This is a genomic window from Rhodococcus sp. RD6.2 (assembly GCF_001040705.1).
Taxonomy (GTDB): Bacteria; Actinomycetota; Actinomycetes; order Mycobacteriales; family Mycobacteriaceae; genus Rhodococcus_G.
Genome location: NZ_CVQP01000013.1, coordinates 60,135 through 81,713, shown reverse-complemented (window position 1 = coordinate 81,713; position 21,579 = coordinate 60,135). Strand labels below are relative to the sequence as shown.

At 68.5% G+C, this 21,579-nt stretch carries 8 protein-coding genes; 6 read left to right on the top strand and 2 right to left on the bottom strand.

Features of this window, described 5'->3' with window-relative positions:
- Nucleotides 1-652 precede the first annotated feature (652 nt).
- The 3 genes from RHCRD62_RS25290 to RHCRD62_RS25280 all read left to right on the top strand — a co-directional run bounded on the left by RHCRD62_RS25290 (nucleotide 653) and on the right by RHCRD62_RS25280 (nucleotide 4,054).
- Nucleotides 653-895: a hypothetical protein gene (locus RHCRD62_RS25290; RefSeq protein ID WP_050067537.1), complete on the top strand. Its 243-nt coding sequence runs from the start codon at nucleotides 653-655 to the stop codon at nucleotides 893-895.
- Nucleotides 896-975: 80 nt separating this feature from the next.
- Nucleotides 976-2,520, top strand: coding sequence for a ParB/RepB/Spo0J family partition protein (locus tag RHCRD62_RS25285; protein ID WP_050067536.1), 1,545 nt, complete (start codon nucleotides 976-978; stop codon nucleotides 2,518-2,520).
- Between the two features lie 523 nt (nucleotides 2,521-3,043).
- Complete coding sequence (locus RHCRD62_RS25280; RefSeq protein ID WP_050067535.1) at nucleotides 3,044-4,054, top strand: DUF4192 domain-containing protein; 1,011 nt, start codon at nucleotides 3,044-3,046, stop codon at nucleotides 4,052-4,054.
- A gap of 445 nt (nucleotides 4,055-4,499) precedes the next feature.
- Here the strand turns inward: RHCRD62_RS25280 and RHCRD62_RS26135 are convergent, their stop codons facing one another.
- Nucleotides 4,500-4,949, bottom strand: a complete 450-nt coding sequence (locus RHCRD62_RS26135) for a hypothetical protein (protein ID WP_253277486.1) — start codon at nucleotides 4,947-4,949, stop codon at nucleotides 4,500-4,502.
- Nucleotides 4,950-5,018: 69 nt separating this feature from the next.
- Entirely contained in the window at nucleotides 5,019-5,576 is a 558-nt protein-coding gene (locus RHCRD62_RS25270) for a hypothetical protein (RefSeq protein WP_157051076.1), read from the bottom strand.
- A 138-nt stretch (nucleotides 5,577-5,714) separates the two neighbouring features.
- Between RHCRD62_RS25270 and mobF the strand changes: the two genes are divergently transcribed.
- The 3 genes from mobF (at nucleotide 5,715) to RHCRD62_RS25255 (ending at nucleotide 21,272) form a co-directional block, all read left to right on the top strand.
- Nucleotides 5,715-11,312: a MobF family relaxase gene (mobF, locus tag RHCRD62_RS25265; RefSeq protein ID WP_050067533.1), complete on the top strand. Its 5,598-nt coding sequence runs from the start codon at nucleotides 5,715-5,717 to the stop codon at nucleotides 11,310-11,312.
- Nucleotides 11,313-11,487: 175 nt separating this feature from the next.
- The gene (locus RHCRD62_RS26780; protein WP_050067532.1) at nucleotides 11,488-12,132 is read left to right on the top strand and encodes a hypothetical protein; all 645 of its coding nucleotides are present in this window, start codon (nucleotides 11,488-11,490) and stop codon (nucleotides 12,130-12,132) included.
- Nucleotides 12,133-12,506: 374 nt separating this feature from the next.
- The gene (locus tag RHCRD62_RS25255) at nucleotides 12,507-21,272 is read left to right on the top strand and encodes a helicase-related protein (RefSeq protein WP_367379659.1); all 8,766 of its coding nucleotides are present in this window, start codon (nucleotides 12,507-12,509) and stop codon (nucleotides 21,270-21,272) included.
- Nucleotides 21,273-21,579 lie beyond the last annotated feature (307 nt).

Sequence of the window (21,579 nt, the reverse complement as noted above, 5' to 3'; positions counted from 1 at the left end):
CCACAACACGACACCGATCCCATCGAACGCCCACAGCCGCGGACTCGCGTCATCGGTGGTTATCCGAACAAGTCCGATCAGAACGAGCAGGACGCCGGCGAACCGCGCCAGCCCGGATCCGAACAGCCAGGCGGCGACGACGGTCACGACGAGACTGAACAGTCCAGCCATCGCTCTCCCCCTTCGTTGTTGCCTGCCCGCATCGTCTCACCCGACCCCGACACGTTCTCGTTTGCGTGACCCGATCGGCGACGGCGAGTGTTGACGACTGTCAACGCTTGGTAGGTCTCATCGGCTGGCCCGATTTCGGCGTTGCCCGCGCTCCGTAGGCCGGTGTCGGTCGGGGCTGCGGCCGCAGGCGGCCGAGGCTCGACTTCGTCGACCGCCGATTGGAGCTCCGCTGCGCTCCGCCCTGAAAAGGGATCTTTCTTTTTCCCTTCTGCCTTCCGATTTTGACCGGCGGTGACCTCCGCGCAACCCCTGGGCGCTTCGCGGCCTGCGGCCCCGAAAATTCTCTCCTCCGCTTCGCTCCCCCGAGATTTTTCGGTCCCAGGGGTGGCACTCCGGCCCCCTCATGCCGGTCCAAATACTCCATGCCAGAAGGGCAAAAGAACTGGCGGGCCACCCCGGTCCGTCCCGACAGGAGGTCGCCATGTTGCAGCAGTTCACCGAGGTCGAGGAGTTCGACTTCGTCGAAGACGTGGTCGGTGACGACCTGGTGGTCGAAGGCGTGGTCTACGACGCGCAGGTGTGGATGCCGGACGGCGAGGGCGGCGTCATGCGCCGCGACGAAGTCGAGTACGAGCGCGAAGACCGCAGCCTCGACGAGGAGGGAGACATCGACGAGGACATCGACGTGCTGCTCCACCCGAACCCGTGGGATCCCGCGACGTAATCCGGTCAGACGAACCGAGTGAGTCGGGGCAGAAGGTACCTGCCCCGACTCACGCCAGTCACAGTAGGAGAGAACGAAACATGTACGACCAGAACCCCCTCGAACTGCTCATGGTTGACCCGGCCACACTCGTGATCGGCGACAACGTCCGAACCAGCGTGGACCTGGACCAGGACCCCGAGTTCGTCCAGTCCATCGCGGACCACGGCGTCATGCACCCGATCCTGGCCGACCTCCACAGCGACGGGACCGTCGTCGTCGTCGACGGACAGCGCCGCACACTCGGCGCCCTCGCCGCACACTGCCCGGTCGTTCCGGTCGTGGTCCGTCGGTGCGACCCCGACACCGAACCGGACAAGGCAACCCGCATCGGCGAGCAGATCCGATCGAACGACCAGCGCACCGCACTGACGCACAGCCAACGCACCGCTGGTATCGCGGCCATGCTCGAACTCGGACTGTCGGTCACCGCCGTAGCGAAGAACGCCAGCGTCGACCGATCCAAGGTGAAAGCACTCGCCAAGGTCGGCGCGTCTGCAGCGGCACGCACCAGCATGGACGACTACCAACTCACCCTCGATCAGGCGACCGTCATCGCGGAGTTCGAGGCCGAGGGCGACACTCACGGCATCGAGAGGTTGCTCGGGACGGGCACGTTCAACTTCGACTACAAGGCACAACAGCTCCGCGTCGACCGGGAGGAACGCCTCGCCCGCGCTGCCGCCGAGGCGCCCTACCGAGACAAGGGATTCACGATCAAGGACGGGTACTCGTGGAACCCGATCACTCACGAGGAGGTCCTGGACGACGACGGCAACCCGATCAGCCTGGACGCCGTCGAAGCAGATCCGGACCGCTGGGGTGTCGCACTGAGCTGCACCGAATCGTGGTTCGACCTCGAGACCGGCAGCGAAGTCGCCGAAGACGACATCGACTGGGACACCGCAGAGAACCCCGACCTCGAGGCAGAGGAGGGACTGAGGCACGCCAACACCATCGAGACCCGACGGGTCTGGGACCGCGAGTTCCACCTGCTCTATCCGGACGACCTCGACGGCAGCGGCCTGCACCTGTCCGAGACCGCGAAGGCGCTCCGCAACCGTCAGATGGGGCGGCGAGCAGAGCCTGTGTCCATGACCGCCGAGGCGGAGGCGGAGTTCAAGGAGCAGCAGCGGCAGGAGCGCCGCCGGGTACGTGAGCTGAACAAACGTGCCGCCGCCGCAACCACCGTCCGGCGCACCTTCCTGACAACCCTGCTCGCGAGCACGAAGCCGCCCACCGGTGCATTGGTATGGGTCGCAACCAACCTGGCCTCCGACCCGCACCTGGTCACCGAGTACCACGCCACCGAGCATGTCGCGGAGCTGCTCGGCATCAAGGCCCTCGACAAGCGTGGTGGCGTGCGAGAGATGGCAGAGCAGGCGAGCGAGAGCCGCGCCCAGGTCATCACGTTCGCGCTCCTCGTAGCGGCGATGGAAGCCCGCATGGTCAACGATGCGTGGCGCAGCCGCCCGCGCGGAGCCGTCGACTACCTCGAACTGCTCGCAGCGAACGGCCACAAGCTGACCGACGTCGAGAAGGTCATCGCCGGCCACGAACTCGCGGAGTCGGTCGCGATCGACTGACCAAGCGAGCCCGAACACGAAGACCCCCGGAGCGGGTATCTCCGGGGGTCTTTCGCTGTCGGCCGGCGGCAGTGAAGTTGTCGGGTCGGGCATCGAGCCCGACCCACAACTGGCACGACCTCGGTGCGCCGCGATACCCGAGGGTGCCCCACCACTACGACGGTCGACGGGAAGAGCGTGCCGTGGATCGCTCCGTAGGCCGGCGTCGGTCTTGCTGCGGCCGCAGGCGGCCGAGGCTCGACTTCGTCGACCGCCGATTGGAGCTCCGCTGCGCTCCGCCCTGAAAAGGGATCTTTCTTTTTCCCTTCTGCCTTCCGATTTTGACCGGCGGTGACCTCCGCGCAACCCCTGGGCGCTTCGCGGCCTGCGGCCCCGAAAATTCTCTCCTCCGCTTCGCTCCCCCGAGATTTTTCGGTCCCAGGGGTGGCACTCCGGCCCCCTCATGCCGGTCCAAATACTCCATGCCAGAAGGGCAAAAGAACTGGCGGGCCACCCCGGTCCGTCCCGACAGGAGGTATCTCACGTGAGCAACCCCGTTCGTATCGGCACCCCCGCCGACCTCGTCGCAGCGATCCCCGCATTGCTCGGCTTCTACCCGACTCAGTCGATCGTCGGACTCATTCTCTCGGGCAGCAAGGTCGCGGCTGTGATGCGAGTCGACGTCGCGGACACCGCACCGGAGCGGGACCGTCGCGCCAAGGATTTCGTGAACGTCGCCCGCCAGAACGAGGCGGCCACCGTCCTGCTCGTGACCATCGCCGAGGGCAAGATCGTCGGCGACGCGCTGCGCACGCTCGACGCGATCCGCTTGGCACTCGACATCGCGGGGATCGACAACCCTTTTCCCATTCACGTCCCGAAGATCGAGGCGGGGCAGCCGTTGACGAATCTCGACCGAGACCGCGACGGACTGTGCGCCGACCCCACGACCTCGGCTGTCCACGCACTCACGATCGCGACGGGAACCGCAGTCGAGCCCAGCAGGGACGCACTGCGTGCCACATACGCTCAGGGCGTCACGGTCGGAACCAACCACATGCGGAAGGCACGGACCGTCGCCTTCAAGATGGGAAGCGAACCGTTCGCCCGCATGGTCCTCAAGGATCTGCATGACGTCGTCACCGGCAGTGGAACCCCGTCCGCCACACTCGCGAGCCGGGTCGGACTCCTGTTCCCGCTTCACGTCGTCGCTCGCGACGCCGCGCTCGGTCTGGCCCTGTCCGAGCCTCACCGCGCACACGATGTGCTGGCCGCGATCGGCCGCCAGCTCGACGGAATCGCCCGCTCCGAGGTTCTGACCGTCGCCGGGTACTTCGCCTACGTAGGGGGTAGCGGACCCCGCGCCGGAATTGCGTTCGACGCAGCCTACGAAGCGGTCAGCGATCACCCCGCCAACCCGCCTCGACTCCTCGAACTCCTCAGCACCGCACTGAGGTCGGGACTGCACCCCGATCACCTTCGCGACCTCGCCGAGGCCGGACACGAGAAGGCCATCGAACTCGGCGTCGACTTCCCAAAGGCAGCCGACGCCTAACGGTTCTCAACCAATAGCGAAGGACCCCCGGAGCGGGTATCTCCGGGGGTCCTTCGCTATTCGGCCGGCGGGCTGGAAGTTGTTGAGTCGGGCATCGAGCCCGACCCAACAACGAGCACGACAACGTGCGCGTCGACGGTCGAACGTGTCCAACCTACAGGAGGTCGTCCGTCTCTTCGGGTGGGAAGGCTACGTCCACACGGGCCTGTCGATCGCGCTCGACAGGTTCCCCTTCCACTACGCGCTCGAGTGCTTCGTCGGTGAAGGTCCGCAGGTGTTTGGTCCTCTGGTAGAGCTCGCTCTCGACCGACGATCGCTTGATGCCCATAGGGTTGACACTTCCTCAGATCAGTTGCCAGGTTCACGATTCCGACAGCTCGAAGCTCCGGACGAAGACTCGAAACCTAACGGTTCCCAGAGTCGACCCCGAGCAGCCGGACCTGCGTCAGAACAGTGTTGGCTCGTACGTCGAGAGCAGTGCACTGTGCAGCGCCTCGGCGTCCCATCCATTGCGCAGCGCGTCACGTGCGCGCCGTGACCGTGCGACTCGGCCGGCCCGGTCGATCTCGCTGCGATGCCACGGTGGCGTGCGCCCGCCGCCGCGACCCTTCGCGCCCATTCCCGCGAGATTCTGTGCCTGCGTTCCGACGACAACATGAGGGCGATCCGCAGTACCCGGCTCGCCCCAGGCCCGCACGCACAGCGGGTTGTCGCACACTTCGTGGAGCGCGTACTCGTTGTCCGCGAGAGGCCGACCGAGCGCCAGGGCGAGCGCGTAGCGGTGCGGACGAACAACCCGCTGCCGACCATCGCGCTTGACCCAGTACCGGCCGTACGCGTCGTCACCGATGCTGCCGACCCACCAGAAGCAGTCACGCGGACTCGGCCCCTTCACGACGTACCGATAGAACCGAGCTACCTCAGCCGCGTCCCCGGGTGACAGCACGAATCAGCCCGCGGTCGTCTACGACGCGATCTGAACGTCGGTGTCGGCTCCAGGCTCCGCGGAGGCCGAAGCCGGAGTCTGACTGTCCGGTGTCACAGGAGCCGGCTTCTCGTCACTCGCTGGCGCCGGTGCGGCCTTCGTCGACTTGAGCAGATCCCGAACAGCACTCACCGGCTGGTCGATCAGATCCGCGATCTCACGGTCAGTCAGGCCGAGATCCTTCAATACGCGAGCGTGACCGGCCTTCTCGTCATGAGCACGAGCGGTCGCCGCCTCGAACGCCTCATTCGCCTTTGCGATCGCATCCTCGCGCGCCTTCTCGGCGTCGACCACCAACAGGTCCGCTGCGAAGAACGACTCCAGTCCATCTGCGATCAGCTTCTCCCGCTGCTTGCGCTCCGCCATCTTCTCGGCGGCACGAGCACGCGCGCTCTGGCGCGCTGTGACGGCCGGCTTCCGGTTCTCCCCCATGACTACTTCCTCCCGATCGGCGATGGTCTTGGAGGCCACTCTATCGCGGTGAAACGACACGCGACATGTCACAAGTAGTTCACCAGCCAGGCCAGCGGCGCGCACGCCCGATCCAGGATCCACACCAGATCAGTGATCCGACACCAATGCCCAGTTCAGGGCCGCTCCGCGCCCCCAAATCACCACACACCTCTTGCATTAAGGTAACGAAACGATAACGTGCGCTATTCTTCGTTCGTGGGGATGTCCGCGAAGAAGCTGACCGCCGGGGACGGGTACGAGTACCTGACCCGTCAGGTCGCTGCGCAGGACTCCACGGAGTTGGGCCGATCCGCCCTGTCGGACTACTACTCCGCGAAGGGTGAGTCGCCCGGCCGCTGGATGGGCGAAGGGCTGCGTTCCCTCGACGGTGTCGAGGTCGACGACGTCGTCTCGTCGGACCAGATGCGCGCTCTGTTCGGCGAAGGCCGGCACCCGAACGCCACCGCGATCGAGGAGAAGGCGATCTCCGACGGAATCGCCCGCGGTCTCGACAGCGCGGCGGCTGCCAAGCAGGCGACGGCCGAGACCCGACTGGGAAATCCGTTCCGCGTCTACGCCGGTGCCACCGAGTTCCGGCAGGTAGTCGCTCAACGGTTCAGCGACTACAACACCGCTCGCGGAGAAGCTTGGAACGCGCAGATCGACGCCGACGTGCGCGCCACGATCCGCACCCAGGTCGGCCGTGAGCTGTTCGCCAAGGAGTACGGCCGCGCTCCCCTGGACGAGGGTGAGCTGTCCGGCTTCATCGCCAAGGGGTCGCGCCAGAAGACCACGGCAGTCGCCGGATACGACCTCACCTTCACTCCGGTGAAGTCGGTCTCAACGCTGTGGGCAGTCGCCCCTCGCGAGGTGTCCGAGACGATCGAGACAGCCCATCATGCCGCCGTGCAGAAGGCGATCCGGTTCGTCGAGGAGAACGCCACCTACACCCGACTCGGCACCAACGGCGTCCAGCAGGTCGACACCGATGGACTGCTCTGCGCCGCGTTCACCCACCGCGACTCACGCGCCGGCGACCCGAACCTGCACACCCACGTTGCGGTGTCGAACAAGGTCCGCGCCGCCGACTCCGGCCGCTGGCTCGCCATCGACGGACGGCCCCTGCACAAGCTGTTCGTTGCCGCGTCGGAGGTCTACAACACAGCCCTCGAGGGCGAGATGCGCACTCGGCTCGGCGTCCGATTCAGCGAGCGCGAGCAGGAGGACCTGAGCAAGCGCCCCGTCCGCGAGATCGTCGGCGTCGACGCCAATCTCAATGAAGTCTGGTCCTCACGCCGAGCGATGATCGAGGTCCGTCGAGGCGAGCTCGCCACCGCATTCCAGCGCGAGCACGGCCGCGAGCCGACCCCGATCGAGGCGATCGCACTCGCACAGCAGGCGAACCTCGAAACCCGCGAAGCGAAGCACGAACCGCTCTCCCACTCGGAGCAGCGGCAGCAATGGCGCGAGACCGCGGTGGGTGTCCTCGGCGGCGAGGATCGACTGTCCGACATGGTCCGCGAGGCCACCAACCCGCCGCGCGGTAAGACCCGGACTCGCGTCACCGACGAGTGGATCATCGAGTCCGCGGAGCAGATCCTCGCGACGGTCGCCCAGCACCAGTCGCGGTGGCAGGAGGCGCACGTCATCGCCGAGGCCCAGCGCGTCGTGCGGGCCGCCAACCTGTCCGAACGCCTGGTCCCGGATGTAGTCGCTCGACTCGTCGCGACGGCCACCTCGCCGGAGATGAGCGTTGCACTCGGCCGCCGGGACTTCGACCTCGGCGAGCCCGCAGAGCTGCGCCGCAGGGACGGCTCCAGCGTCTACACCACCGCCGGCACGCAGCTCTACACATCGGAAGCGGTCCTCGCGGCCGAGCAGCGGATCGTCGACGCCTCCGAACGTCTCGACGGGCGCCGCGCCAGCGAGATGGACGTCGATCTCGCTCTGCTCGAACAGGCCGCCAACGACTTCGAACTCAACAACGGACAGACCGCCCTGGTCCGGGAGATGGCGACCTCCGGCGCTCGCGTCCAGCTCGCCCTCGCCCCCGCCGGCACCGGCAAGACCACGGCGATGGCGGCCCTCGCGCGGGCATGGGAGAACAGCGGCGGCACCGTCCTCGGCCTGGCACCGACCGCCGCAGCGGCCGACGCGCTGCGCAAGGATCTCGGCGCGACGACCGACACGATGGGCAAGCTCATCCACACCGTCACCGAGCAGCCGTTCCGCAAGCCCGACTGGTTCCACAGCATCGGACCGGACACCCTCGTCGTCGTCGACGAGGCCGGAATGGCATCCACGGGAGACCTCGATACCGTCGTCGCCTTCGTCCTCGAGCGAGGCGGCAGCGTCCGCCTCGTCGGTGACGATCAGCAGCTCGCGTCCGTCGCGGCAGGCGGTGTCCTGCGCGACATCTCCACCACCTCCGGCGCGGTCACCCTCGATCAGGTCGTCCGTTTCGCCGACGCCGCCGAGCGAGAGGCGACCCTCGCGCTCCGCAACGGCGACCCGTCCGCGATCGGCTTCTACCTCGACCAGGGACGCGTCCACGTCGCGGACAAGATCGCGGCCGAGGAACTCGCCTACGAGGGATGGCGTGCGGATCGAGAGCGTGGCCTCGACGCCGTCATCCTCGCCCCCACCCGGGACATGGTGCGCGGACTGAACGAACGCGCCCGCGCTGACCGAATCGCCGCAGACGGTCCCGCCGCGGGACTCACCGTGACCCTGTCCGATGGGCTCGAATGCTCCGCCGGCGACACGGTCTGCACCCGACGCAACAACCGACTCCTCGCCCTGACCCGCACCGACTTCGTGCGCAACGGCGACCGATGGACCGTCGACACAGTCCACCCGGACGGATCGCTGACCGTCACCAACAACCGGTCCGCACTGTCGATGACCCTGCCCGCCGACTACGTCGAAGAGCACACCACTCTCGGCTACGCCCGCACCATCCACGGCGCCCAGGGCATCACCGCCGACACCTGCCATACCGTCGCCACCGGAAGTGAGAGCCGACAGCTCGCCTACGTCGCGATGACCCGCGGCAAGAAGGGCAACCACCTGTACTTCGGCACCGCCAGCGACGGTGACCCCGAGGCCGCGATCAACCGCGAGACCCTGCTCCCCCCGACCGCCGTCGACATCTTCACCGGCATCCTCGCTCGCGACGGCGCACAGAAGTCCGCCACCACCACCGCCCGCGAGCTCGACGACCCCGCGACCCGCATCGCGCACGCAGCCGCCGCGTACGACGACGCCGTCGGCACCGCCGCCGAACACACCCTCGGCGCGGAGGACCTCGCCCGCCTCGACGCCGCCGCCGACGAGATCCATCCCGGACTGACCGACCAGCCCGCGTACCCGGTCCTGCGCAAGCACCTCGCCCGTATTGCCGTTGACGGCACCGACCCCGTCGAGGTCCTCGAGGCCGCAGCCAAGTCGCGCGAACTCGACACCGCGGCAGACGTCGCCGCCGTCCTCGACTGGCGTCTGGACCCGACCGGCCAGCACTCCGCAGGCACCGGCCCGCTGCCGTGGCTCCCCGCGATCCCCCGCGCTCTCACCGCCGACGCCAAGTGGGGGCCGTACCTGTCCCGCCGCGCCGACCAGGTCTCCGAACTCGCCAGCCAGGTCCGCGCCGCCACGGCCGACTACGTAGCCGAGACCGCCCCGATCTGGGCGCGGCCGCTGATCGGCCACGACGGCGATCTCCTGGCCGACCTCGCGGTGTGGCGTGCCGTCCACGAGGTCGACGACGCGGACCGCAGGCCCACCGGACCCGACCAGTACGCCGCCGCACCCAAGCGCCATCAGCGGCGCCTCGCCACCAGGGCCGCGGAGGTCCTGGGGGATCCGAACGCCGCCGCATCACGCTGGCGTCCGCTCGCCGAGTCCGTCGAGCCGCGACTCCTCAAGGACCCGTTCTGGCCCGAGCTGGCGGACCGCCTCGCGGCGGCGCGGCGCACCGGCGTCGACGTGCACGCCCTCGTCCGGCGGGCCGTCGCGGACCGCCCGCTGCCGACCGACCTGCCGGCCGCCGCGCTGTGGTGGCGACTGTCCGGGGAACTCTCGCGCACGCCCGCCGATGCCACGGCGTCCGTGGACCACTCCCCCACCTGGGCCGCTGACCTGTCCGCGATCCTCGGGCCGGGCGGAGCCGACGCTCTGGCGGCGGATCCGGTGTGGAACAAGCTCGTCGCCGTCATCGACGCAGCCGATCCGAACGACTGGACAGCCCACGACCTGCTCACCCTGGCCCACGACCTCGCCGTCGAGGGACAGGACGGCGAGGCCCTCGACGCCCACGCGCTCGCGACCGCACTGCCGTGGCGCGTCGAAGCGGTCCTCGCGCACACCGCCGCCACCCCCGGCGAAGCTGCCGCCGAGCCGACCTCCCCCGAGACGGAGGAAGAAGACGCCTCGCTCGCGGGAGCCTGGATCATCGAGAAGCGGGCCGCCGACGCACATCTGCCCTGGCGCACCCGCAGCGTCCGCAGCGTCGAACCGGAGGCCCGCACCCCCGAAGAGCCGGTCCACACTGTCCAGCCCGAGATCCCGGTCCCGACCGACCTGGACGCGCCGCCGGACCCGGACCTGCCCCCGCCGCCGCCGGACGCGGAGTTCGACCAGACCGTCGACGCCGCCGACCTCGACGCCTGGGCCGCCGGGCTGCTCGCGCACACTCGGGCGACCCCGGACCGCTACTCCGAGCTGCCCCCGGCCGCGCGCCTCGACCGCCTGCACCGCGACCTCGCCGCGGCACAGCGACGTCTCGCCGACCTGTGGCAGGCCACGCTCGACGGCACCACCGAACACCTCACCGCCGCACTGCCGATGCTCACCGACATGCAGCGCCGCGCCGACGAGCAGCGCCCGTACGCCGCCGACGCCGCCTACACGCATCGCGGATGGATCGACGAGTCCCGCGAGGCCGAGGCCGCCGCGAACACCGTCGCCCGCCTGGCCGAGCAGGCTCGCGCCGCACGCGCCGCCGGAGACCACGACCTGGCGGCTTCGCTCGACGCCGACCGCGCCCTGGCGGAGATGGTCGCCGCCGCAGCCGCGAGCACCGCAACAGCCGCGAAGGCGGACCACACCGCCGCCCAGCAGCGTCTGATCGAGAAGGCCGGCGGTGCCGGGAACATCGTCACCTCCACCGACGTCCAGGCCGCCAGGCTCGCGGCCGAGGAACTCGACCTGCGCGCGCTCGCGGACGCTCGACGTGACGTGGAACAGCTCAGCGGCGCCGTCGACCGCACCGAATCGACCGTGGCCCGTGCACACGCCGAGTCCGCGCCGACCGTCCCCGGCGATGGTCCCGCACCGCACGTCACCCGCGCCGCTGCGTCGACCCAGACCCTCGACCGCCCGGTGGACACTCGGCAGCAGCCCGCGTCGCGCCGCGAGCTCGACCATGAGCTGCCCAAGGCTGGTCGCGGCGACGCGGTCGTCGGACCGCAGACGACCGACGTGGCACCCCCGACCCCGGCGTCGCGGCCGCGGACCGTCGACGAGATCACCGCCAGGATCGCGAAGGCAGACAAGATCGTCCAGATGCCGACGGTCGAGCTGAAGTCGAAGATCCGGCAGGCGATGCTCGCGCAGCGGATGAACCCGACCGACGCAGGTCGCGCCGGCCTCGAGAAGTACCGGGCCGAGCTGACCCGCCGGGCGCAGCTCCCCGAATCCGAACGTGCCGCGGAAGACGCTGCACGGCAACGGATCAACGACCAGAAGCGTCGGACCGAACCGGGCCGACAGGCCCCCGATGCTGACCCGCGTCGCGACCGCGACCGCGGCATGGACCGCTGACGGACGTACACGAAGGAGGCATGGAACGATGCACGACAACGCGAACGGCCGCAGCGGGGGCGCTCACCAGGGTCGGTGGTGCACCAGCAGATTCATCGGCGGCAGCCGAGCAGCAAGGGGAGGGTCATGGCCCGGCAGAACGACGATCAATCAGCACTGTTTACGTTCGGGGAGGATGGAAGTGATGGAAGAGCAGGGCAACGCCGATCTGAGGATCCACAGCGAAGTGGCTCGGATCTGGGGCGAGTGGGTCGGGGTGGACCCCGACCTGACACCGGAGCAGCGCGAGAGCCTGATCTGGCAGGAAGCCGCCCGGCTGACGCAGATGGTGGAGGAAGCAGTCGGGGAGGGCGGCCACGGGGGTCTGTTGGACCAGTGGCGGCAGGACAACCCGGGGCTGACACCGGACTACGAGACCGTGGTCTCGTCGATGCGGCAGGCGTGGGAGCGGGAACGCTCGCGGGTGCTGACCGAGGAGCTGTACTCGCAGGTGACCGACGAGGTGTACCAGCGGGTCACGCAGGCACAGGAGCAGATCGAGCAGGAGAGCGTGCGACTGGTCGAGCAGGCACGCGAATCGCGGAACCCGGATCGCTGGAAGACCCCGTGGGTGGAGCCGACACCGCTGGCGGAGAAGATCGTCGACCGGGTGTGGCCGGGACAGTCGGGACGGTTCCTGGTCCTGGCGTGGTCGCTGATCCAGCAGCGGCTGGAGGACAACCAGCCGACCCCGGGCAACCGGCACGATCCGCTGGCGGACGAGCTGGGAGCACTGATCGAGGCCGAAATGCGGGAGCACCCGACGACGACCCCGTTCTGACCCTTCGCGCGCAGTGGGCGCACGCCCACACCGCCCGCAAGGAAGCACTGCGCCGCGGCACCACCGTCCGCAAGCACCTCGACGCCGCCACCGGCGCACTCGAACGAGCCCGAACCCAACACAACGCAGCCGGGATCGAGTCCCTCACCCAGCGAGTGGCCGACCTGACGGCCAAGCGTGCCCGCCTGCTCACCGAGTACGAGCAGGCCGCGGCAGCCGAGGGTCGACTGCGCACCGCGCTGGTCAACGCCGGTGTCGATCCCGCCACCGTCGAGCCGGCACTGGCTGGACGGATCGACCGTGCCCGCACCCGGCCGGAACCGACGTGGGCCGACGATCCCGCCACCGAACGCCAGATCGCCACCCTGCGGCGCATGATCGAGCACCGCGAGCTCTCCGACGACCTGCTCGATGCTCGAATGACCAAGGGCGAAGCCGACAAGGCGATCAAGGCCCTGATCGCCGGGACGAGCGCACCCACCGCAGCGGAGAGCGCGGCGGAGCGCACCGTCGACGAATCCGCTGACCCGGTCGCCGCCGTCGTGGACGGCGTCGCCGCCGTCGACGACGACCAGCGTGTCCGCAACATCGTGGCGGCCGCCATCGACTCCAACCCGGAGATCGCCGCCGCAGCCGCAAGCCCGGCCAACACCTACGCCCAGTTCGCGGACTGGGCCGGCCGCAAGGTCACCGACGTCGCCGTCGCCGAGCTCGTCGACCTCGCAGACTCCGTCGACCGCGCCGAGTTCCTTGGCCTCGCGGCCGAACCCGGCCTCGCCGACGCGGCCCGAACACTGCTCACCGATCCCGCCGGCCTGGACACCTTCGCCCGTGAGCGCACCGAGCACGTCTGGGACACCCACGCCGCCGTCCGCGGCGTTGACCACACCGCGGACCCCGAAGACGCGACCGCGGAGACGGTGCGTCAGGAGAAGCTTCAGCGTGACCTCGATGAGGCTGACGCCGCGACCGTCACGGACTGGAACCTGCGCGGCCGCGCCGCCTTCGACCCCTCCGACCCCCTCGCGCCAGCAGACCCTGCGGCCGACCCGGTCGCTGCCGAGGTCCTTGGCAGCGTGCGGGCCAAGAGCAAGACCGCCCTCGAGCTCAAGCGTGAGTTTCGGATGGGCTACCAGCAGGAACGCTGGGCGTTCACCAAGCCCATCCGCGAGGCCATCCTCACCGCCGAAGTCGTCACCCACCCCGCCGTCGTCGCCGCCGTGCGTGGCCGCGGAGCCCACGAACTGTGGCTCGACAACGACTTTCAGCAGGCCATCCTGGCTCAGGCCCGCACTGTCGAGGACCACGGCGATCTCTCTCGCGCGGCCGCGCTCGAGGACATCCTCGCCGACCGGTTCCCCGCCGACATCGACATGATCGCGGTCGCGATCGCGATCGAATCGGACCAGGCCGGCCCACTGCCCTGGGGCCGCGACGAGGACGTCGCCACCTGGCGCACGTTCACCCTCGATCACTTCCGTGCCGATCCGGTTGCCCGGATCGCGCTCAAACACGCGATCCGCGACGACCGCTGCCGTGTGCTCGACGAGCTGGTCGAGACCAGCGTGACCGCCTTCGCCGAGGCGCATCCCGGCCTCGGCGCCGCGATCACCGACGACACCCTCGCCCGCGTCGACGCCGCGATCCGGCAGGACATCGTGCCCATCATCGCGGCGGAGAACGCCGACCGCGAGCAGGACGTGCTCACGTACAACCACGGCGGCTGGGCGATCACCGATCGGCCCAACACCGCGATCCGCTTTATGGGGGGCATCGAGAACCCCCAGTGGACAGTGACCACCGACGGCGGCGGCAGCCGCCGCCACTGGGGAGCCGACCACCGTGTCGCGCTCGGTGCGGCATTCGACGCCGCCGGACTCCCGAACCCCGACCCGGCGAGCGAACGCCTCTACCGCCCCGTCGCCGACGCCCGTCGCACGATCGACACCGCCGCACGACAACTGCTCGCCGACCACGAGAACACCCGCATCATCGCGGCGAGCCGCCTTTTCCGCACCGACCGCGGCACCTCCAACGCCCAGTACAACAGCCCGGTCCGCGAGGCCGTCGACGATGTCGTCGGCCAGCTGTGGCAGCAGTACCCCGACCAGGTCGCCGCGCTCGACGCCGCCGGCCTGTCGCTGCGCGAGGTCCTCGGCGACGACTCCGTCGCACCGGTACTGCGCCAGCTCTACGCCGAGTTCGACGGCGACGGCGGGCTTCTGGCCCGCGAGTTCCCCACCGACGTCGAGTTCACCAGCCGGGTCGGTAGCGTCGCGTCCGTCACCGGCCCCGGCGGCTCCGTCGAGGTGTCCCGCGACCGGTTCAAGCCCGGCTGGACCGTCGACGACGCCGCATTCCCCGACCGGACCCTGTCCTTCCAAGAGGCCGTCACGATCGCCCGCGAGCAGGTCCAGACTCAGCCTCAGGGCACCGTGGCCGCCGAGCTCGCGGCCGCCTCGGTCGCCGACCTGGCCACGGAAGCTGACGCAGACCCGGTCGCACACGAGCAGGTGACCGTCCCGCTGCTGCACAACGCCCGCACCGTCGACGACTTCCAACTCATCCTCGACGCCGCAGCACGCGAGAGCTTCCACGACGGCTCGGACTACCTCGCGGACCTGACCACCCACACGCGGTACTGCTTCGACGCCGCCCTCATGCCCGCCTCGGATGCACTCGAACAGCACCGCAACGGCACCGCCACCCAGCAGGACGTGACCGACGCGCTCCGAGACACCGTCGAGCGGCTGACCGCGCTCGACGCCGCCGTCGACGGCATCCGCCGCGAGGACCGCGCAGCCTTCGACGACCCGCCGCTGACGGCCCTCGCCGAGCGGATCCACCACGGCGCCGAGCGATCCCGAGAGTCCCTCGATAAGAGGCTCGCCGCCGAAAACCGCACCGTGGAGACCCTCCCCGCTGCAGAGCCGGAAACCCCGGGAACCGTTAGGTCTGCCGGGGCGGCAGACCTAACGGGGACCGATGAACCGCGCAGCGCGTCACCGGCAGGATCCGTAGAAGCGCCTGCAGCAGAAACGATCACCGATCGACCCGCACCTGCCGCCCCGGCGGCAGAGGCCCCGCTGGTGGTCGCACAGACAGAACGAGGAGAACCACTCACCAGTCCGCACTGGCGAACCGGCACCCTCGTGACCGCGCTACGCCCGGACGGGTCCACCGTTCACCTCTCCCCCGCGACCGCCGAGCGCTACCGAGCCGCGGCCGCCGAGCCCGATGTCCGTCAACCCGAGGTCACCTCAACGGCGCAGACGGTCGCCGGCACCACTCCCGTGGCCGCCGCCGTGGAGGCGCCGCCGCAGCCCGAGAGCCCGGAATCCGCCGCGCCCGTGCCCGTGCCCGCGGAGCCGGCACCAGCACCAGCGGGCCGAAATTTCGAGCTCGGTACCGAGGTCCTGGCCCCGTCCTCCCCGAAACAGCGCGCCAGGGCCAACCTGGACGCACTCGCCGTCATCCGCACACTCGCCACCGAAGCCCGCGCCGCCAGTGAGTCCGAGCAGCGGATCCTCGCGCAGTGGTCCGGATGGGGCGGCGTCCCACAGATCTTCGACACCGCCAAGCCCGAGTTCGATGCTGCGCGCACCGAACTGCAGAACCTGCTCACGCCCGAGGAGTACGCCGCCGCCCGCGCGAGCACCGTCAACGCCCATTACACCGACCCCGCCATCGCCGCCGCCATGTGGCGCGCCGTCGAGCGCGCCGGACTCCCCGACGGTGCCCGCGTCCTCGAACCAGGCTGCGGGTCAGGGCACTTCCTGGGCATGGCTCCCGACGGCGTGCGGATGGTCGGCGTCGAGCTCGACCCGATCACCGCCGCGATCGCCCACAACCTCTACCCCGACCAGCACGTCCGAAACCACGGATTCGAGGCCCAGTTCGCCGGCGACGCATCGTTCACCGCGACCATCGGCAACGTCCCCTTCGGTGACTACCCGCTCTACGACGACATTCACAACCCGAATGGTCGGAACGTCCACAACCACTTCATCATCAAGTCCCTCAACCTGACCGCGCCCGGCGGGTACGTCGCGGTCCTCACCTCGGCGTTCACCTCCGACGCGGCACGGCCCGACGCCCGCAAGGACATGGCCGACCTCGCCGACCTGGTCGGCGCGGTCCGACTGCCCAACACCGCGCACCGCCGCCAGGCCGCGACCGACGTCATGACCGACATCCTCGTGTTCCGGCGCCGCGAAGACGGCAGGGAGATGACCGCCTCGACCCGAGACTGGCTCGACACCAAGATGCGGCCCACCCCGGACAAGTCCGGGAACGAAGCCCTGGCCCGGATCAACGGGTACTTCGCCCAGCGGCCGACGCACGTCCTCGGCCGCTTCCAGGTCGGCAGCGGCATGTACGGCCCCGGAACGCTGCAGGTCGCCCCCAATGAGCGGGAGAGTGTTCCCCTCGGCGTGGCACGCGTCCTGGACCGCATCATCGACGACGCCCTCGACAACGGCCAGGCGCTCACGGCGGCCGCGCCCGACCGTGCCATCGGCAGTGCTCTCGACGCGCCCGGCATGTTCACTCGCGCCGAGCAGGAAGCGACCATCCCCGGCACCCTGCGGTTCGACGAGCGCACCGAGCTGTGGGAGCAGTACCAGGTCCGTGACGGGTGGGTGGCCACCCCGAAGAAGGGCCGCGAGCTCAACGACCAGTGGCAACGCCTGCTCGCAATGGGTGACACGGTCCTCGAAATCGGTGAGGCCGCACGCGACCTCGCGTCCGTGCCGGCCGATCGTCAGATGCTGCGCGACCGTCTCGGTCGTCAGTACGACGACTACGTCGCCAAGTACGGCTACATCAACCGGTTCAAGTGGACCAGCCACGCCACCGAGAACAGCCCCGAGAAGACCGCCGCGAACTTCACCAAGCTCGAAGCCGAGTGGCGCATCGAGTCGGCGCGAGACCTCGCCCTCGAGCGTGGGGTCGATCCGGAGGAGATCGGCGACCTCGACCTCGATCCGTTCGACGGCCCCATGCCCGAGGAGGTGCGCGACACGCTCATGGAGAAGGCCCGCACCCCCGCCCAGGGACCGCGGAAGAACCGACACCACCTGCAGGGCGCGATCAGCTACGACCCGCGGATCGCGATGGTCCGCTCGCTCGAACTGTTCAACGACGAGACCCTCGAGGGCGTCAAGACGTCGATCTTCACCGACGACGCCACCCTCATGACGCGGCCCGCCGAGTCGGCGCAGGACATCGACGAGGCGATCGCGATCAGTGTTGACGAACTCGGTCGCGTCGACCCCGAACGAATGGCAAGACTGCTCGACACCGACGTGCCCACCGTGCTCGAACAGGCCGGCACCAAGATCTTCCCGTCCCTGTCCGATCCGGATCGGTACGAGCTGGCCGGCGAATTCCTGGCCGGCGACGTTCGGAGCAAGCTCGCGCGCGCCCGCACCGCAGAAGCCGAACATCCCGACATCTACCGCGGCGCGGTCGAAGCCCTTGAAGACGCGCTACCGCCCGAGCAAGACCCGGTCCGTATCGGCGTACGGCCCGGCGCGGACTGGGTCGGCACCCAGTTCCACCGCGAGTTCCTCGCCGAGGAATTTGGCGTCCCGATCGACGACGTCGAGGTCTCGTACGCACCGATCAACGCGTCCTGGAAGATGCGGATCCACCAGCCTAGGAACTGGGAAGACGCGGAGAACGGTTTCAACGACACCTGGGGCATCCCCGGCCGCGCGGACGGGGTGGCCCTGTTCGAGACGATCGCCAACAACAAGGCGGTCGAGGTCCAGAAGACCGAGGAAGAACTGCTCAGGCAGCCCAAGCCGCGCTTTCACCCGCAGCACACCAACGACCTGCGCAACCGGGCAGTGAAGTTGGAGGAACGGTTCGTGCAGTGGCTCTGGGCGAAACCCGAGCGGTACGAGCACCTCAAGACCGCCTACAACGAGCGGTTCAACCGCTTCGTCACCCCGCAGTTCGACACCACCCGCCGGCAGTACCCCGGACTGAACACCGAGAAGTTCAACCCGTACCCGTATCAACGGCGCGCGATCGAGCGCTTGCTGCACGGCGAGACGATTCTGCTCGACCACTGCGTCGGATCCGGAAAGACCCTCACCATCACCATCGCCTGCATGGAGATGCGCCGACTCGGGCAGGTGAAGCAGCCCTGGGTGGTCGCGCCGAATCACCTGGTGGACCAGTGGGCCACCGAGTTTCGCGACGCCTACCCCGCTGCGAAGATCCTCGTCGGCGGCGACCTCGACGGCTTCCGAGACCGGCAACGGTTCCTCGGGCAGACCGCGGTCACCGACTGGGACGTGGTGATCGTGCCCGAGTCCGTGTTCAAGATGATCGGGGTCACCAAGGAAACCGAGCTCGAGTACATCAACACCCGTCTGATGGAGCTCCGGGAAGGACTCGAGTTCGCCAAGGACGGCGGCAGCGATCACTCGATCAAGGAGATCGAGAAGGCGATCAAGCGCGAAGAAGAGAAGCAGCGCACGCTTGTTCAGTCGAAAGCCACTGACGTGGGGCTGACGTTCGAGCAGTCCGGCTGTGACTTCATCTGGGTCGACGAGGCGCACTACTACAAGAACCTGGCGCGTGCCTCCAACAGCGGTGATCTGAGCGTCGTCAACGGTTCCCAGCGGGCAAGTGACATGGAGATGAAGGCTCGTTACCTCCGTGACCGCGCCTTCCTGCGCAACGTCGAGGCCGGCCGGCCGGATGCTCCGGCGAAGGCGATCGCCTTCGCCACCGGAACACCGATGGTGAACTCCATCTCCGAGCTGTGGGTGATGAACCGCTTCCTACGGCCCGATCTGCTTGCCGCCGCTGGCGTCGAGCACATCGACGCCTGGGCACAAACCTTCGCCAAACAGCGCACCAGCGTGGAGATGAACTCCACCAGCACCTCGCTGCGGCCGGTTTCCCGCATGGCCGAGTATCAGAACCTCGGCCAGCTCTCGTCGATGATCGACCAGTTCCGCGACGTCGTCACCGAAGACCAGATCCCCGTTGAACTGCCGCAAATGCGCACAGGCAAGCCGATCGTCGTCGAGTTCGAACTCGCCCCGATCGTGCGAGACGCCATGTTCGACCTCGACGACCGCATGGCCGCCACCACCGGCAAGACGATGCACATCGACAACGCCCTCAAGATCGCCAACGACGGCCGCAACGCGTCCCTGCACCCGACCCTGGCCGGCCTGCCCAAACCGGATCCCGAGCACGACCGGATCGTCGTGGCGGCCGACCTCATCTGGCGCACACACAGCGACCATCTCGACATGTTCACCCCTGGTGACCGGTACGGGCCCGACGTGCACGGGGTGTTCCAGATGGTGTTCTGCGACCGAGGAACGCCGACGGCCGGAGCCGTCGGAGGAGACGACCTCTACAACCAGCTCCGTAGCGAACTCGTGGCGCGAGGCATGAACAGGAATGAGGTCGCGTTCATCCACGACTACCGGTCACCCCGGCAGAAGCAGGAACTGTTCGCCGACTGTCGCGCCGGACGGGTTCGGGTACTGATCGGCTCGACCCCGATGCTCGGCACCGGCGTCAACGCACAACGGCTGCTCAAGCAGCTGATCTCGATGGACCCGGCATGGACTCCGGCCGACATGCGTCAACGATTCGGTCGGATCATCCGGCAGGGCAACGTCCACCAGGAAGTCGACGTCGTCAACATCGTTGCCCGCGGATCGTACGACGCGGTGATGTGGCAGATCATCGAACGCAAGGACGCCGGTGCTCAGCAGCTCCGCAGTGCCCACGTCCCCGACGTCCTCGAGGACATCGGAGGTGAGATCGCCCTCTCCGCAGCGCAAACCAAGGCCGCGGCCACCGGTGACCCCGTCTACGTCCAGCTCGTCGAGCAGGAGTCATTCGTCGGGGGACTCGAATCCGAGCAGGCGATGATCGCCAACGGCAACGCCTCGCGGCACAGCGCGATCGAGCGCCTCGACCGCACCGTGCAGCGTCTCGACGCCGCACTCCCCCAGCTCGACGCGCACGCGGTCAATGCCGAAGCGTGGCTCGCGATCGAGGACCGTGGCCAACGCACCATCACCGTCGGCGGCACCGCGATCGCCGACAACGACAGCGAATCACTCGTCGACGCCCTGCAGGCCCTGTTGAGGTCCAAGTACATCGACGCCCGCACGGTCAAGAACGACAAGCCGATCGACATGTTCGACGTCGGCGGCATCACGATCACCGGACGTGCGATGAAGTCCGGCGATGCCCTGCAACTGTCCGTCACCCCGGGCGGACACCGCTACATCGAGCACAACAAGGTCGTCGAGGCGATGGGCAGTGCCACCGCAGCCCGCGGCATCATCCAGCAGGTCCGCAACCTCGTGAAAGACCTGCCGGAGAAGGCGGCGAGCGGTCACGAGCAGATCGTCCGCGCCTCAGCTCGCCGAGAGGAACTCGCCGCGATCCCGGACGTCGAGTTCGCCAAGTCCGAGGAACTCTCCCGGGCGCGCTACGAACTGGCTGAGCTCAAGGCCGAGGTCAACGCCCGCGAGAACTCGCCACAGGCCCTCGCTGCACGTGGTCATGAGACCGACCGCCGGCGGTCTGAAGGGCTCTACGAGAAGTGGACTCTCGACCTCAACGCCACCCCCGGCCACGCCCATGAGGAAGGTCTGAGCCAGGCCGCGCTCCGCGCAGCGGTCCCCGAGCGGATGGCCGCGACATCCGCGGCATGGGCAGCCGGCGCTACCGAGCGGGAGGAGCAGCGTGCCAACGATCCGTGGAAGCCGAAGTCCGCGGACGGATCTCGCTTCCAGTTCGGCGCCGACCGTGACAGCGGCCAGGAGGGCGCCAGCATCGAGTGGACCGACCGCGCCTGGCACTGGGTTGCCTGGACCGGTGACGGACGAATCGCCAGCAACTTCGAAGACCGTCGAGACTCCGCCCGGTACGCCGCGACGGGCGCACTCGAGAAGTTCGAGAAGGAGACCCAAGGAGCCGACGCCGCCACTGGCCGGGACGCCACCACCACCCGGGCCGCCGAGCCGACGAACGACATCCGGACCACGCTCCACAACCAGCGGAACACCAGCAGCGACCGAGACCGGACGCCGCCGCACTCCACCGAACCCGACCGTGACCACGGCAAGGACGGAGGTCACAGCCTGTAGAACGTCCACATCGGTTCGTGTATGGTCCGAGACAGGACTAGTGGGGACACCCAGGATGCGACCCTGGATGCCCCCCTCGCCGCACCGATGGATTCGATGCGAACTAGCCAATGAACAGTTGAATCACCACGTAGATGACGACCCTGGCAATGAGAGAGAAATCAATCTTTCTCTGCCAGGGTCGCTTCTTCTTCCTGGGGTCCATACTGGCCACCTTCCTTTCTCTCGTGGCGCTCCGAGTGAGCGCCGACGTCTCGTGTTCGCATCGAGAGGGGAAGGCAGGAATTAAGCTACACGCCGTCTGCAA